We start from the raw sequence: 14,420 nt of genomic DNA, 5'->3' as shown, positions 1-14,420 counted from the left end.
ACTCCATCTCTCGCTGGCTTGCACCCTCAAGGTATTTTGCGCCGTGTTACGGGATCGTTCGTCCGGTTTCGTATGTATTAATCGTGCACAGTTCTCGGTGCACTCACGAGTTCGAGTTGGGCAACAACGCGCGGACGGCATCGATGGTGTCCGCGGTGGCAAGGTTTTTGTCCGGTCGGTATCGCAACACTCGGGCGAAACGCAGCGCTACCCCGCCCGGATAGCGCGAGCTGACCTGCACTCCGTCGAGTTCGATTTCGACTATCAACTCGGGCCGCAGGTACACGGTGTGCTGATCTCGCTCGCGTTCGTGCTTCGGGAATTCCTCCGTCTGCCACTGCAGCAGCACATCGGTCAGGCCTTTGAACGTCTTGCCGACCATGATCGGTTCACCGCCGTCGGGATCGCGGGCCCCCAGATGCAGGTTGGACAGAAAGCCCGTCCGTCGACCGTATCCCCACTCCGCGCCGAGAACAACGAGATCGAGAGTGTGTTCGGGTTTGACCTTCTGCCAACTCTTTCCGCGCCGGCCTGCCGCATACGGGGCGCTCAGGGCCTTGAGCATGACTCCCTCGTGCCCGGCATCGAGCGCAGCATCGAAGTGGGCAGCCGCCCCGTCGGCGTCGGGCCGTACGGCACTCGGAATCCGATGTCCCGGCGCCACCTTGTCGAGCGCTGCGAGACGCTCTTCGAGTGGAGCGTCGAGCAGATCGACGCCGTCGAGATGCAGACAGTCGAAGAAGTAGGGCTGCAGCAACAATTCGTGTGCGCTCTCGGCACCGAACCGGCTCATCGTCTCCTGGAACGGACGCGGCCTGCCACTGTCGTCCAGTGCGAGTGTTTCGCCATCGAGGACCACCGACTCGCAGGGAAGTGCACGGACCAGTTCCACCAGCTCGGGCACACCGGCGGTGATGTCGCGCAGGGTGCGGGTGTAGATGCTCACGTCGGATCCCGAGCGATGCACCTGAATTCGGGCACCGTCCAGCTTGTACTCGACCGTCACGTCCCCCGCCAGCTGCTCCCAGGCACCCCGAAGAGACTCCGCCGGCGACGCCAGCATCGGGCGAACCGGCCGACCGACTTCGAGTCGAAAGGCGTTCAATGCCTCGACACCACCGGTCATGGCGGCGACGGCAGTGGCAGACAATCGACCGGACAGCATGAACGCGCGCCGCACCGACGCCTGCGGCAGAGCTGTGGCAGCGGCGACAGCGTCGACCATGATGCCCTCGAGCGCACCTTGCCTCAGCTCGCCCGTGACCAACCTGATGACGAACGCACGCTCGTCGGCAGTGGTCCGCGAGAACAAGTCCAGCAGCAGGGCAGAACGTCGCGCAGCCGAACCAGCGCCCGACGTCGCCGCCACCTCGGACAACTTCTCGTCCACCTCGGCAACGGTCAGCGTCGACTCCGATGCGGACGGGACATCCAGATCTGCGAGTGTGCGCCAGCCGACCCCGATTCGCCCCTGTGGCAATTCGCCCGACAACCACGACACCGCCGGCGCGATATCAGCCGCCTGAGCCTCGGACAGCACAGCACCGAGCACCTCGATCTTGACCTTGCGCGAACGCGTCGCGGCCACGGCCCGAGAGGTTTCGACAATCCTGGACATCAGCACTCATCGAACATAACCGCACCCACCGACTGGCCTACCCAACCGGGTCATTCCGCAGGCTCCACTCCTGCCTGACATTCAATTGTTACCGCTGTGACTCCAGCGGCCGGTGTTCTTGCTGTTACGTTCGATGTATGCCTGTGACGTCCCGAGCAGGAGTGAAGCCTGCGGAACGACCCGGCGGCCGGCCGGCGACGGGTCAGCTGAATCCCACCACCCGGTCGCCCCAGGCAGCGCGCATGTCTCCGTCGGGATCGTCGACGAGAGTGTCGGACGTATCGATCACCAGAGTCCATCGATTCTTCTCGGTGTACGGGGCCCAGTGCTTGGACGCGTCCAGCGCGGCCGGTACTCCGTACCGCGCGAAGGCCAGCCACCGCCGCTGCATCCGGGCCGACACCGCCATCGCCGGTTTCCGACCCCCCAGCCAGAAGGTGGGATCTCGGTTGAGAGTTCCGAAATTGCCGAACACGTACGGCAGTTCGGTCGCGTGGCCGGCCCCTACTCGCGCGGCCTTGAGCATCGGCGTCGCGTGATCGAAACGGTACATCCAGGTCGGCGAATGTCTACTGTGCCCGTCGGCGATCCACAGACTCGGCATGACGAAGCCTGCATCACGCGAGATCGCCTGCGCCCCAGCGGGTTTGTTCCTGTCCGGGTAGGCGGCCATGATCTCCGCGATGCGCGAGGCGGGCATGTCCGCGTGATCGTGCGCGATGGCCCGGAACATCTCCGAGACGGTGTCGGACGTGATCGGCATCAACGGGGACTTCATGAACCGGAAGATCGAGGGCTCGTCGTGGTTGGTGCCGATGATCAACGGAATTCTGTGCGAGAGACCTTTTTGAAAGGCCGCGACCGGGTAACGGGGCACGATGTCTCCGTCGACGACGGGCGAAAGTCCCAGTGTCCCAGGCACTGTGGTCGGAATCTCGTAGCAGAGGGTGTCCCCCGCGGTGACCAGTCTGCTGAAGTGCATCTCGAGCAACTCGCCGACGTCGTCGCGGTCGACCCCCACGAGCTCGAGGAACCGGGCGGCCACCGCAGCGCCGCGTTCGGGACCGTACACGGACGTGGCCGGGGCACTTTGCACGATCGCTCGATGGAAGAGCCCCTCGGCCTTGGGCGAGGTCATCAGAGTGGTAACCGACGCGCCCCCGGAGGACTCGCCGAAGACGGTGATCTCGTCGGGGTCCCCACCGAAGGCGGAGATGCACTCCCGGACCCAGTGCAGCGCCGCAATCTGGTCGCGCAAGCCGAGATTGGTCTCGAAGACGTGCTCGTCGGTGGAGAAGGACGACAGATCGAGAAAGCCGAATGCGCCGAGACGAAAGTTGATCGAGACCACGACCACGTCGCCGTTCTCGCTCAGATGTCGCCCGTCGTACACCTGTTGCGCGGACGAACCGAGCGAATACGCGCCGCCGTGGATCCACACCAGCACCGGACGCAGTTCGCCGTCCGGCCGTGGTGCCCACACGTTGAGCGACAGGCAATCCTCGGAGATCGACAACGACGGATCGATCGGGACCGGGCTGTCGCGGCCCTGCGGTGCCATCGCACCGAAGTGCAGACCGTCGAGCACGCCGTTCCACGGCTGCAGGGGACGCGGTGCTCGAAACCGCAACTCACCCACCGGCGGCGTCGCGTACGGAATACCCCTCCAGGCGACGGTCGGCGATGCATCGCCCGCAACCGGGTAGCCGAGAACGTCGCCGTACGGCGTGCTCACACGCACGGTGGAGTCGGACGTGGTGTCGTCCATCGCACCTCCCTTCGGGTCGTTGCTCAACGTACCAACTCCATCCCCGACGCCGGCCTCCTCGAAACCCCCGGCAGCGCTCCCATCGAACCGAGGAACGAGTCATGAAGAGAATTGGATCCGCCCTGGCGGCGGTCGTCGGAGTGTGCCTGTTGTCTGCCTGCGGTTCGGGCGGCGGAGGTGACGGACCCATGGCGACGGTCATCACCGACCGCCCTCAGCCGATCACCGCGGTTCCGACCACCGACCGTGGCCTGCCGTCGAGCAGTGTGCCTGCCACGCCGTCCTCCACGACACCGTCCTCCACGACACCGTCCAGCACCACGAAGACCACGCCGAGTGCGGCTGCCCAGCAAGCGAACCCGACGCAATACGCGGGCAAGGCTCCGGGCTGGTACTACTTCACGAGCCCCAGCGGCAAGTTCGAGTGCGGTATAGCCGTACAAGAGACGTCGATCGCCGGTTGCCACGGCTCGCTGCCCGACTCGGCCCCCGAGGTGACCGACAGTGCATCCTCCGACCGGGTGAAACCCAATTCCGTGCAGATCATCGCCGGCTCCCCCGCGAAGTTCGAGAGCCTGGGCGATCCCAAGTTCCACCGATTCGACGGACCCGCGGCGGCACTCCCGTACGGCGAAGAACTCACCGTGGCGGGTAGTGGATCCACCAACGGGCTTCGATGCAGCGTCGACGAGCAGACCGGAGTCACCTGCACCGATCAGGTCGGCCACGGTTTCACCGTCTCGGACGACGATTTCGACCTTCGCTGACGGCGTCGTTCGCGCGGCGAAAGACCAGGCGTAATGTCCCAGGACGGTACGACAATCCCTGCCGTACGGTCTCCCCAGCGGCCGGCGCCCGCGCGCGGCCAGAAGGTGCATCACACATGAATCAGACCTCGGACCGTCACACAGCGAAGGTCATCGGCGTCAGCGTCGCCGCCGCTGTAGGCGGCTTCCTGTTCGGCTTCGACAGTTCGGTCATCAACGGAGCTGTCGATTCGATCGAAGACCACTTCTCTCTCGGCTCGTTCACCACCGGCTTCGTGGTTGCGATCGCCCTGATCGGCTGCGCGATCGGTGCCTGGTTCGCCGGTAGCCTCGCCGATCGCTGGGGCCGCAAGAAGGTGATGCTGCTCGGCTCGGCCCTGTTCGTCATTTCCTCGGTCGGCTCCGGGCTCGCGTTCAGCGTTCCCGATCTCATGCTCTGGCGTGTGCTCGGCGGTCTCGGCATCGGCATCGCGTCGGTCATCGCACCGGCCTACATCGCCGAAATCGCGCCCGCCAAGTGGCGTGGCGCGCTGGCCTCGCTGCAGCAATTGGCGATCACAATCGGTATCTTCGCTGCCCTGCTGTCCGACGCCCTTCTCGCAGGTGCGGCCGACGGAGCCTCCAACGACCTGTGGTTCGGTGTCGAAGCGTGGCGCTGGATGTTCCTCGTCGGTGTGGTCCCCGCTCTGGTCTACGGAATCCTGGCCACCCTGATCCCGGAGTCACCCCGCTACCTGGTGGGTCAGCATCTGGACGAGGAAGCCGCCGCGGTTCTGGCGAACATCACCGGCGAGCTGCATCCCGACGAGCGAGTGCACGAGATCAGGCTGACGCTGCGCAAGGAGGCCCGATCGTCGTTCGCCGACATCCGTGGCCCCAAGTTCGGTCTGCAGCCGATCGTCTGGGTGGGCATCACGATGGCCGTCCTGCAGCAGCTGGTCGGCATCAATGCGATCTTCTACTACTCGACGACGCTGTGGCGGTCGGTCGGGTTCACCGAGGACCAGTCGTTCACCACCTCGGTCATCACCGCGGTCATCAACGTGGCCATGACGTTCGTGGCGATTCTGTTCGTCGATCGCATCGGCAGGCGCAAGCTGCTGATGGCGGGGTCCATCGGAATGTTCGTCGGACTCGTCATGGCGTCCGTCGCCTTCTCGCAGGCGACCGGCAGCGGCGACGAGGTCAGTCTGCCGTCGCCGTGGGGTGCGATCGCGTTGGTCGGGGCGAATCTGTTCGTCATCTTCTTCGCATCGACCTGGGGACCGATCATGTGGGTCATGCTGGGCGAGATGTTCCCCAACCGGATGCGCGCCATGGCTCTCGGCATCGGTACGGCTGCGAACTGGATCGCCAACTTCGCTGTCACGCTTGCTTTCCCACCACTGACGTCGTCCGTCGGACTGTGGGTCATCTACGCCGGCTTCGCGCTCTTCGCTGCGCTGTCGTTCCTCTTCGTCAAGTCCAACATCCGCGAGACCAAGGGCATGGAGCTCGAGGACATGCTGGGCTAGACCCAGGCCGAGGTGAAGGGGCAGTAACACCGGCACATCGTGACCGGTGTTACTGTCACTGACGTTCTGACACGGGGTGTGTCCGCCGATGCGGATGCTGAGATCAAACCCGCCGAACCTGATGCAGGTAATACTGACGAAGGGATGTCAAGGCGATGACGCCTGTTGTATCTGCGGACCCGGTCCGCTTCACCGATCGACTCTGGGACGCATCCGCGCACATCAGACGCGCGATCGACGATCTCGAATTTCTCTGCCTACTCGGTGCGGGAACCCTTCCACTCGACGCGTTCCGTCGATATCTGGAACAGGATTCGCTGTATCTCGGTGGCTACGTGAAGTCGCTGTCCCTGCTGGCAGCGCACGCGCCGACACCGGTGGCCGGAGCCTTCTGGGCCGGCGCTGCAGCGAGTGCGATGGACGAGGCCGCCTCGCACGAGGCCATGCTCACCGGAGACGTTCTCCCGCCCTCCGCCGAGACGCCGACGCCTTCACCGGCATGCCTCGGCTACACCTCCTACCTGACGGCCGTCGCCGCGACCGAGCCGTATCCCGTTGCGGCGGCTGCTGTTCTGCCGTGCTTCTGGATCTACGCCGACGTCGGCCGCTCGCTCGCCGGAGCGGCGAAAGCCGTGCTGGCACGCGATCCCGGTCATCCCTACGCACAGTGGGTGGCCAACTACGACGCACCCGAATTCCATGCCATCGTCGATGCCGCAAAGGGCTTCGTCGACGACGCGGCCGACTCTGCGACGGAACTGCAGCGTGAGCAGATGATCGACGCCTTCGTCGTTGCGTCGAGGTACGAATTGATGTTCTGGGACAGCGCATTACACCCCACTCCGTGGCCATCGACCGAGAGCGCGGTGCACGCATGAGAACGTCTCGATTGCTCACGGTGATGGTGGCGACGGTCCTCGCAACCACGGTGATGGCCGGCTGCTCGCAGTCGACGGATTCCGACACCATCCGTTTCGCCCTCGACTGGACTCCCAACACCAATCACACCGGCCTCTACGTCGCCCTTCAGGAGGGCTACTTCGCCGACGCCGGGCTCGATGTGGAAGTACTGCCGTACAACAACACGGCCGCAGACACGCTCGTCGATGCAGGCAACGCCGAATTCGGTATCAGCACCCAGAGTTCGACGGTCTTCGCCAGATCGGCCGGCGCCCGGACCGTGTCCGTCCTCGCACCACTGCAGCACTGGGCCACCGGCATCGGAGTGCGTGCGGATCGGGACGACATCGCGAGCCCACGCGCACTCGACGGCAAGGTCTACGCCGGTTTCGGTGAATCCGGCGAGCAGGCCGGGCTCCGGCAGGTCATCGAGAACGACGGTGGCACAGGCGAATACGAGACCGTCGTGCTCGGCACATCGGCCTACGAGGCGGTGTACTCCGGCACTGCCGACTTCACCGTGTCCTACCTCGCGTGGGAGGGCATCGAGGCAGAGCACAGCGGAACGCCGATGAAGTACTTCGATTACACCGATTACGGGTTCCCCGACGCCTACGCCATCACCATCAGCGGAAACGAGCCGTGGCTGGCTGCGCATCCGGACGAGGCGAAGAAGTTCGTGCAGGCGCTGCAGCGTGGCTACCAACTCGCAGCGGACGATCCGGACAAGGCGGCTCAGGATCTGATCGACGCCAATCCCGGTACGTTCACCGACGAATCGTTGGTGTTCGAGAGTCAGAAGATGCTCGCAGAGAAGTACATGAAGGATTCCGCGGGCGAGGTCGGACGACAGAGCATCGAGACGTGGACCGCGTACTCGAAGTTTCTCTACGACAGCGGGGTACTCACCGATCAGAACGGTGCACCGCTGAGCGCCGAACCGGACTGGTCCACCTATTTCACCGATGACTACCTCGGCGATCGATGAGCCGGTGACCGCTGAGCGAGATACGTTCTCGCTCAGCGGTGTCCGAGCTTCGTTGCGGTGGGCATGGCCCGCGGTGACCGTCGTCGTCCTGTCGATCGCGGTGTGGCAGATCTATGTCGAGGTCAGCGGCATCAGGCCACAGGTACTGCCCTCCCCCGGCCGCGTTCTCACGCAGGGCTGGGCCCAACGCGAGGCGATTGCCGAGAATGCCGCAGCGACACTGCAGGTGACACTCGTCGGTTTCGCAGTCTCTCTCGTGCTGGCCTGGCTGCTCGCCATCGCCGTGGACTTCTCGCCGTGGCTGCGCCGCGCGTTCGTACCCTTGTTCGTCGTCTCGCAGACACTGCCGATCATCGCCATCGCACCGCTGCTCATCATCTGGTTCGGGTTCGGACTGTTACCGAAGATTCTCGTGATCGCACTGGCGACGTTCTTTCCCATGGCCATCGGGCTCATCGAGGGGTTCGCCGCCGCAGATCGCGACGCGCGAGCCCTCCTGGCCACCATGGGGGCCGGCCGCTGGCAGCAGTTCCGCTACGTACGGCTGCCGTCGGCACTTCCTCGATTCTTCACCTCGCTTCGCATCGGCATCACCTACGCCGTCGTCGGTGCGATCTTTGCCGAATACGCAGGAGCCACCGCAGGACTCGGTATCTACATGAGTCAGCAGAAGAATTCGTTCCGTACCGATTTGGTACTTGCAGCCGTTGCCGTCACCGCGGTGATCAGCGTGCTCCTGTTCGTCTCGACGTTCGTGGTCGAACGCGTCGTCGCCCCGTGGGCACGTCAGGGCTCGGCGGGCCACAATGTCTGATGTCGAGCCCACAATGTCTGACGTAGAGCACAGCATCGACATCTCGGCTCTGAGAAAATCGTTCGGCGGAAAACCGGTACTCGACGACGTGTCGTTCGGAGTCCGGCCCGGTGAATTCGTGTCGATCATCGGTCCGAGCGGGTCGGGCAAGAGCACGGTGTTCAACATGCTCGCCGGCCTCGATACACCCGATTCGGGCTCGGTCCGAGTCCCGCCGTGCGCGTACATGCCGCAGAAGGACCTGCTGTTCCCGTGGCGATCGGTGCTCGACAACACCTCGCTCGGCCTCGAAGTACAAGGCGTCGCCAAGAAGGAGGCACGAGCGCGGGCACGCGAGTTGTTCCCGGTGTTCGGTCTCGACGGGTACGAGTCCGCTCGCCCGTCCGAACTGTCCGGTGGCATGCGGCAACGAGCAGCACTGCTGCGCACCGTGGTGCAGGGACGGTCGGTGTTGCTGTTGGACGAGCCCTTCGGGGCATTGGACTCGTTGACCCGTAGTGACATGCAGGCCTGGCTGCAGCAGGTCTGGTCGGAGTTCAGGTGGACGGTGCTGATGATCACCCACGACATCCGCGAGGCGGTCTACCTGTCCGATCGGGTGGTGGTCCTCTCGCCACGACCCGCCCACGTTCGACGGCAGGTCGACGTACCGCTGCCTCGACCCCGGGAGCTCGAGATCGTCACGACGCCGCAGTTCGCCGCTGTCGAGAAGCAGTTGATGGATGTTCTGTCGAGCACGCCGAACCATTGACCTAGCCGACGCAGGGCTCAGTCGACGCAGGGGATGCCGCCGTTGCTGTGCACACCCTGGTCCGGGGCGGCCGGTAGGTCGTGGGACGGCTCGGGTACGGCTACCTCGAGCGGTGGTGGTGCCGGATCCGATGTCGGATCGAGGGCTGCGGGTGTCGGCTGCGCAGGACCGATCAATCGCGCTGCCTCGGCTCTGATGGCGTCGACGTCGACGAGATTGACGTCCTGACCGTCGACGGTGTCGTAGCCCGTGATCGGCAGCGTGTAGAAGTCGATATCACCCTTCATGACGGCACCGGCTCCCCCGGCCAGGCCGATCGGGTCGAGGCCCGCGTCGATGACGATGTCGTTCTTGGTACCCGCGATCAGCGCACGCAATTCGCTGATGTTCGCCAGCACGCCGGATGCGCTGAGCTTGGCCATCACCCCGGCCACGAACGCCTGCTGCCGCTTGGTTCTGTCGAGGTCACCGTTGTCGAGTCCGTGCCGTTGACGCACGAAGGACAACGCCTGAGTCGCGCTCAACTCTTGCGCACCCGCGGGGAAGTCCGCACCCGAGTACGTATCGTGCACCGGGTTGTTCAGGCAGACCTGGATCGGGCCGACTGCCGTCGCCACGTCGTAGAATCCTAGAAGATTGACTTCCGCGAAATGATCGATGGGCACATCGAGGAGATCGCGAACGGCCATCAGTGTCGAGCGGCGCCCCGCCTCGCGTGCTCGACGCTCACGCTCGGCCGCGTCGGTGACACCCTCGTCGAGCAATTGGGTGTCGGCATCGGCCTTGGCGAGCCCGTAGGCCTCCTTGATCTTGCGCTTGCCGTACCCGGGAACGTCGACGTAGTCGTCGCGCGGTATCGACAGCGCTGTCGCTCGTCCACCGCCGGCCGGAAGATGCACCAGCAGAAGCGTATTGGTGTTGTATCCCCCGACGTCGCTGTCACCGGCATGCAGGGTGTCGGTGACGAACGCGGCCGGCAGATCGTTGCCGTCCATGTCCTTACGACTGTCGAGCCCGATCAGCAGAATGTTGGTGTCGGCACCGTTGACATCCGGATCGTTGTTCGCGATACCGTCGAGCGCATCGGAGGTGGTCAGTCCGGTGGTTGCCTCCCGGTACACCGCGAATCCGACGCCACTGACTGCGACGGACGCCACCGCCGCCGTCGCGACGAGCACCCGGCCGATCCGCAGCGCAACAGCGTGGTCGCCGGACGGACGCGCCAACCGGTGGCGTCCTGGTCCACGTTCGATGCCGCTACCAGGGCCGTTCGGTTGCACCCTGACAGGCTACTCGGCTCTCACACGGGCGAGATCGTGCCCAGACGCCGCGCGAGCTCGTCGACGGCCGAGAATGCCGCGTCGAGGCTGGCCCGAGCCTGCGGAATCTTCGGTGCCAGACCGGCAACCCGCTCGGCAAGGGTCAGGTCGATCGGGACGAAATGCACGTCCATGCCCAGTGCAGCGCCGAGAACCTGCCGCAGCTGCCCCGTGGTGTGGTCGATCGACGCTGCCTCCGAGCCCGGGGTGTACTCGTTCCCCCGACTGGTGACCACAACCGCAGGCTTGCCGACGAGTGGTGCTGTGTCGCCGTCGAACGGCACCGTGATTCCGGGAACGTGCACGTAGTCGATCCACGCCTTCAGCGTCGACGGGATCGACCAGTTGTACATCGGCGCACCGATCAGTACGACGTCCGCGGAGATCAGTTCCTCGATCAGCTCGACCTGAAGAGCCTCGGCTGCCGCGTCCACGGTCTCGTCGGCAGTCCGCAGGTGCGGTGCCCAATGCAGTGCCGAGGTCGGCAGATGTGGCAATGCATTGACGTGCAGATCACGGCGAATCACCGAATGATCGGTTCCGATGGTGTGCCACGCGTCCGAGAAGTGGGCTGTCACCCGACGGCTGATCGAACGGGACAGGTCGGCAGACGAATCCAGGTGCAACAACTGCGGCACTGAAACACTCCTCGGATGGTGGGTGTCCCGAGCCTAGGCGAACCGGACGCTCCTATCCTGGTCGGATGGACTTCCGATTCGTCACCCGCGCGCTGAGTTCGCGCTCCGCCGCACGAATCACGACGGCACTGCACGAGAACACGGACACGGACGTCGATGTCCGTCTCGGCGGAGTGTCGGTGGACCTGGACGACCCCGCGCGCGCTGCGGTGCTCGAACTGCTCACCCAGCTGGCCACCGCCAGGGCTGTGGCCATCGGAACCGTCGAAGAACTGCTGACGACCTCGCAAGCGGCAGAGGTACTCGGTGTCTCCGACACCTACGTCCGGCGCTTGGCAGACGCCGGAGACCTACCGATCGAAATGCGAGGCACCCACCGACGCTTCCGGCTGGAAGACCTTCTGCGACACCGTGATCGATTTCGCTGACGGGCTGCGGCGGCCGATCAGCCGGCCTCGCGCTCGAACTGCTCGGACTGCAATGTCATGAGGTCACGAAACGCGTGGCCGGCTGCACGCCACAGCTGTTCCGCATCGATGTAGTCCACGCCGCGAAGGTCGACGTCTCCCAGATACGCCCCGACGTCGACCGACAGCATCCCGATCACCGACGACACCTCTGCATCGAGGTACGTCACCCGCGTGTTCTGGAGTTCTCGAAACTGCGTCGAGAAGAACTCCGCCGGAATTCTCCGATCGACGAACTGTGCGATGAGAAAAAGGAAGCGGGACGAATGAGCGGATGCCGCTCGGTATGACTGCTCCATGGTGAATACCTCTCCCCACGGTCGACAGCACCCCTCGCACTGTCGACCGTCGAGCTCGCTGAGACCCGAAACCCGATGCACAGACGGACTCTCGAGCATCGATTCGACCCAGCGATTGAAACAGGGAGCTCGTCGTACAAGCGCCAGGTTAATCAGACACTTCGACGGTTTCCGCACGTTGCGCGAAGTTGGTGAAAGCTCACAAAATCACCGCGTTCACCTGCTAGTTCTTACTGAAAGGAACCGAGAGGGGCGCGATCAGGAGTGTCCAACTGCCAGAACTGCCAGCCGTCCCGCTCCTCGACATCTCCACTGATGTGCGTGGCGACGGCACTGGCGGCAACGGACGGGTTGTCGAAGCGTCGACCCTCCATCGGCCCGGCCGTGATTTCCAGGCGCTGAGTGTGCGGGTCGAATCGCCCGCTGAGCCGGTATCCCTCGCAATCGGCCACCACCCGTACCCGGTTGTCGATCACTTCCTCTTCGACGACGACCTTGGACTTCCGCGTTGCTTTGACCCTGGGCGTGCGAACCCACGTCTGCTCGGGTCCGACGTCGACGGACGTGTCCAAGGTGGCGCTCAGTCCCAGCAGTTCCCAGCGCTCACTGCCGTGAGCCACCCTGTCGACTGCAATGGCGTGATGCCCGGTTCGCGTCCGCAGCGGCGAATCCTGTACCCACAGATCCACTTCACCGCGAATGTCCGACGCCATCTCCTCGGAGGACACCATGTAGAATCGCGGTTCCTCGGTTGCCAGGTCCACGAACACCCAGTACGACGACCCCGTGTCGTCGCTCTCGAGCGACTCGTCCTGCCTGCGGGCCTTCCAGTCGCCCGTGACCTTCGATCGCACCCGCACGATGCACGAGGACTTACCGTCCATCGACCAGACCTGAACGGGATTGCGACGCGAGGTGGTCAGACGCTCCGCGCGTCCACCGCGCTGCGCGACGGTTCTGATGAAAGCCTTGATTCCCCGGTCGGATGTGTCTTCCACGGTTTGCCGCCTTAAGCCTCGAGCGCCCCGTACTTATGAAGAGAGGTGTTGCGACGGGTGGCGCTCGCACGACTCGGTTTCCCTCAGCCTACTGCGTCGATGCGTGCTCGAGTAACTACCGAACGATCGCCGTTCGGCTGCCGGTTACCGTGGAGACATCGAACACTGCCAGGAGGTACCGCAATGCCGGTGACGATCACCCATGACACCGCTGCCCACCGATTCGAGATTCACGTCGACTCCGAGCCGGCCGGGTACTCCGAGTACTTCGAGTCGAACGGCGTCCGAACCTTCCACCACACCGTGACACTGCCTCGGTTCCGCGGCCGAGGGCTGGCCGCCGCGCTCACCGAATACGCCCTCCACGACACCAGCACGCAGGGCCTCCAAGTGGTCCCTGCGTGCTGGTTCGTGCGCGACTTCATCGACGCAGCCGGCGATCGATATTCACATCTGGTCAAACGATGACCGGTCAGCGATTTACCGAGACGAATCCGGACCCGATACCGGATTCAGAACTGTCACCGTTTCCGGGTGTTCCCTCGTCGTTCCCGGTGGTTTTCCCGACCGATTCCTGAACGGGTTCGATTCGTTCTTGTGCCGCAACACTTTCCGCAGCCCGCTCGGCTGCTACGCGACGCCGTTCGTAGTTCTCGACACCCCGGGCAACCCGTTGTCGATGTTCACTCGAGACATGTTCGTAGTACATCTGTTCTCCTACAGAAAGAATGGACGCCTCACACGGAGCACAGCCGTGCGGCGCAAAATAGTCGACGCGTCGTTGTCGAGGCTCATCGGCCTCGATCCGCGAAAGCTCTACTCAGAGAGCGTGATCGGCAATAGCCGCGGATCGCGTGTAGACGACGCCCCGGCCTGCGAGCTCGAAATTTGCTGCCATTGTCCACCTCCACGATCGATGCGATGTACCCGTACGACGATCATGCACTGCCGAGGCATCGAACTCCACTGATTAAATTCGGCGCTCGAGAATTGTTGTGCAGCTGGGCGTTCCAGGGGCACACGCGAACGAGTGGTGGAGTGCGGCCCAACTACTTCGATTCGATCGGCCGGTAGACCTTCCCGGTGTACGCGAACGCGCGCGCGTTTGTCAGGTACGCGCGTTCCGGTGTCGCTGTTCTGCTCGCGTGTGGCGAACGCGCTCGCGTGTGCGAACGGGGTGGGGTGGCGTCTCAGCGGCCGACACGGCTGGGGATCACCGATCCCCTTTGTCTGCGCGATGCGCTCGCGTATGCAACGGGGGGTGGGTGTTGCGCGTGAGCGTCCGGCACTGTCGGAGGCGACGTGGTGCCGGCACCTCTGGTGCTATGCGAACGCGCGCGCGTTTGTCGGGTGCGTGCAGTCTGGTGTCGCTGTTCTGCTCGCGTGTGGCGAACGCGCGCGCGTTCGCGGCCCTGGGGCGAGGGGGCGGGCGGTCCGTATGGCGATGATGGGACTGGGGGTGCAGGTGTCGATGCCTGCGCATTCCGGCGCCTACGCATTCCGCTTGACCGCCTGAATCCTGTTGCGGCTGTGCATGGTTTCGAATGCAAAATGCCCCTGACCACGGGTGGTCAGGGGC

General features: G+C 64.3%; 14 protein-coding genes and 1 riboswitch. Of the genes, 8 read left to right on the top strand and 6 right to left on the bottom strand.

Going from position 1 to position 14,420, the window contains the following annotated elements:
- Window positions 1-103: 103 nt before the first annotated feature.
- Entirely contained in the window at window positions 104-1,624 is a 1,521-nt protein-coding gene (locus RFA01S_RS26080) for an ATP-dependent DNA ligase (protein ID WP_032383715.1), read from the bottom strand.
- Window positions 1,625-1,820: 196 nt separating this feature from the next.
- Window positions 1,821-3,386 carry a carboxylesterase/lipase family protein gene (locus RFA01S_RS26075; RefSeq protein WP_032406313.1) on the bottom strand — a complete coding sequence of 522 codons (1,566 nt, stop codon included), beginning with the start codon at window positions 3,384-3,386 and terminating at the stop codon, window positions 1,821-1,823.
- A gap of 101 nt (window positions 3,387-3,487) precedes the next feature.
- Here RFA01S_RS26075 and RFA01S_RS28020 point away from each other — a divergent pair, with 101 nt between their 5' ends.
- The 6 genes from RFA01S_RS28020 to RFA01S_RS26045 all read left to right on the top strand — a co-directional run bounded on the left by RFA01S_RS28020 (window position 3,488) and on the right by RFA01S_RS26045 (window position 9,120).
- Complete coding sequence (locus tag RFA01S_RS28020) at window positions 3,488-4,153, top strand: hypothetical protein (RefSeq protein ID WP_032383716.1); 666 nt, start codon at window positions 3,488-3,490, stop codon at window positions 4,151-4,153.
- A gap of 116 nt (window positions 4,154-4,269) precedes the next feature.
- Window positions 4,270-5,667, top strand: a complete 1,398-nt coding sequence (locus tag RFA01S_RS26065) for a sugar porter family MFS transporter (RefSeq protein WP_027497956.1) — start codon at window positions 4,270-4,272, stop codon at window positions 5,665-5,667.
- Between the two features lie 62 nt (window positions 5,668-5,729).
- Window positions 5,730-5,829, top strand: a riboswitch (TPP riboswitch).
- A complete protein-coding gene (locus RFA01S_RS26060) occupies window positions 5,823-6,545 on the top strand; it encodes a TenA family protein (protein WP_032383717.1) in 723 nt (240 codons plus the stop codon). It overlaps the preceding riboswitch by 7 nt.
- A 23-nt stretch (window positions 6,546-6,568) precedes the next feature.
- Window positions 6,569-7,555: an ABC transporter substrate-binding protein gene (locus RFA01S_RS26055; RefSeq protein ID WP_052055064.1), complete on the top strand. Its 987-nt coding sequence runs from the start codon at window positions 6,569-6,571 to the stop codon at window positions 7,553-7,555.
- Window positions 7,533-8,369 (top strand): ABC transporter permease, encoded by an 837-nt coding sequence (locus RFA01S_RS26050; protein WP_027497959.1) that lies wholly within the window; start codon window positions 7,533-7,535, stop codon window positions 8,367-8,369. The genes RFA01S_RS26055 and RFA01S_RS26050 overlap by 23 nt, the downstream gene beginning before the upstream one ends.
- A gap of 13 nt (window positions 8,370-8,382) precedes the next feature.
- Window positions 8,383-9,120, top strand: a complete 738-nt coding sequence (locus RFA01S_RS26045) for an ABC transporter ATP-binding protein (RefSeq protein ID WP_032374005.1) — start codon at window positions 8,383-8,385, stop codon at window positions 9,118-9,120.
- 17 nt (window positions 9,121-9,137) lie between these two features.
- Here the strand turns inward: RFA01S_RS26045 and RFA01S_RS26040 are convergent, their stop codons facing one another.
- Together RFA01S_RS26040 and RFA01S_RS26035 are read right to left on the bottom strand one after the other, a co-directional pair.
- Window positions 9,138-10,400: an LCP family protein gene (locus RFA01S_RS26040; RefSeq protein ID WP_052055061.1), complete on the bottom strand. Its 1,263-nt coding sequence runs from the start codon at window positions 10,398-10,400 to the stop codon at window positions 9,138-9,140.
- Between the two features lie 20 nt (window positions 10,401-10,420).
- Window positions 10,421-11,077 carry an FMN-dependent NADH-azoreductase gene (locus tag RFA01S_RS26035; RefSeq protein ID WP_027497962.1) on the bottom strand — a complete coding sequence of 219 codons (657 nt, stop codon included), beginning with the start codon at window positions 11,075-11,077 and terminating at the stop codon, window positions 10,421-10,423.
- Window positions 11,078-11,142: 65 nt separating this feature from the next.
- Here RFA01S_RS26035 and RFA01S_RS26030 point away from each other — a divergent pair, with 65 nt between their 5' ends.
- Window positions 11,143-11,505 (top strand): helix-turn-helix domain-containing protein, encoded by a 363-nt coding sequence (locus RFA01S_RS26030; RefSeq protein ID WP_032389982.1) that lies wholly within the window; start codon window positions 11,143-11,145, stop codon window positions 11,503-11,505.
- Window positions 11,506-11,522: 17 nt separating this feature from the next.
- Here RFA01S_RS26030 and RFA01S_RS26025 read toward each other — a convergent pair whose 3' ends face one another.
- Window positions 11,523-11,843, bottom strand: a complete 321-nt coding sequence (locus RFA01S_RS26025; protein ID WP_027497963.1) for a colicin immunity domain-containing protein — start codon at window positions 11,841-11,843, stop codon at window positions 11,523-11,525.
- A 230-nt stretch (window positions 11,844-12,073) separates the two neighbouring features.
- Window positions 12,074-12,841 carry a hypothetical protein gene (locus RFA01S_RS26020; RefSeq protein WP_032365542.1) on the bottom strand — a complete coding sequence of 256 codons (768 nt, stop codon included), beginning with the start codon at window positions 12,839-12,841 and terminating at the stop codon, window positions 12,074-12,076.
- 183 nt (window positions 12,842-13,024) lie between these two features.
- Here RFA01S_RS26020 and RFA01S_RS26015 point away from each other — a divergent pair, with 183 nt between their 5' ends.
- The gene (locus RFA01S_RS26015; protein WP_032406306.1) at window positions 13,025-13,309 is read left to right on the top strand and encodes a GNAT family N-acetyltransferase; all 285 of its coding nucleotides are present in this window, start codon (window positions 13,025-13,027) and stop codon (window positions 13,307-13,309) included.
- The last annotated feature ends 1,111 nt before the right edge of the window (window positions 13,310-14,420 follow it).

The sequence above is a fragment of the Rhodococcoides fascians NBRC 12155 = LMG 3623 genome (assembly GCF_001894785.1).
Taxonomy (GTDB): domain Bacteria; phylum Actinomycetota; class Actinomycetes; order Mycobacteriales; family Mycobacteriaceae; genus Rhodococcoides; species Rhodococcoides fascians.
The sequence above is the reverse complement of the archived record's forward strand: the minus strand, read 5'-3'. Positions and strand labels throughout refer to the sequence as shown.

What these genes read in the sequence shown, in the direction of transcription:
- RFA01S_RS26075 (WP_032406313.1), bottom strand. Translation starts at nt 3,386, where the DNA reads ATGGACGACACCACGTCCGACTCCACCGTGCGTGTGAGCACGCCGTAC.
- RFA01S_RS28020 (WP_032383716.1), top strand. Translation starts at nt 3,488, where the DNA reads ATGAAGAGAATTGGATCCGCCCTGGCGGCGGTCGTCGGAGTGTGCCTG.
- RFA01S_RS26065 (WP_027497956.1), top strand. Translation starts at nt 4,270, where the DNA reads ATGAATCAGACCTCGGACCGTCACACAGCGAAGGTCATCGGCGTCAGC.
- RFA01S_RS26060 (WP_032383717.1), top strand. Translation starts at nt 5,823, where the DNA reads ATGACGCCTGTTGTATCTGCGGACCCGGTCCGCTTCACCGATCGACTC.
- RFA01S_RS26055 (WP_052055064.1), top strand. Translation starts at nt 6,569, where the DNA reads ATGGTGGCGACGGTCCTCGCAACCACGGTGATGGCCGGCTGCTCGCAG.
- RFA01S_RS26050 (WP_027497959.1), top strand. Translation starts at nt 7,533, where the DNA reads ATGACTACCTCGGCGATCGATGAGCCGGTGACCGCTGAGCGAGATACG.
- RFA01S_RS26045 (WP_032374005.1), top strand. Translation starts at nt 8,383, where the DNA reads ATGTCTGACGTAGAGCACAGCATCGACATCTCGGCTCTGAGAAAATCG.
- RFA01S_RS26030 (WP_032389982.1), top strand. Translation starts at nt 11,143, where the DNA reads ATGGACTTCCGATTCGTCACCCGCGCGCTGAGTTCGCGCTCCGCCGCA.
- RFA01S_RS26025 (WP_027497963.1), bottom strand. Translation starts at nt 11,843, where the DNA reads ATGGAGCAGTCATACCGAGCGGCATCCGCTCATTCGTCCCGCTTCCTT.
- RFA01S_RS26015 (WP_032406306.1), top strand. Translation starts at nt 13,025, where the DNA reads ATGCCGGTGACGATCACCCATGACACCGCTGCCCACCGATTCGAGATT.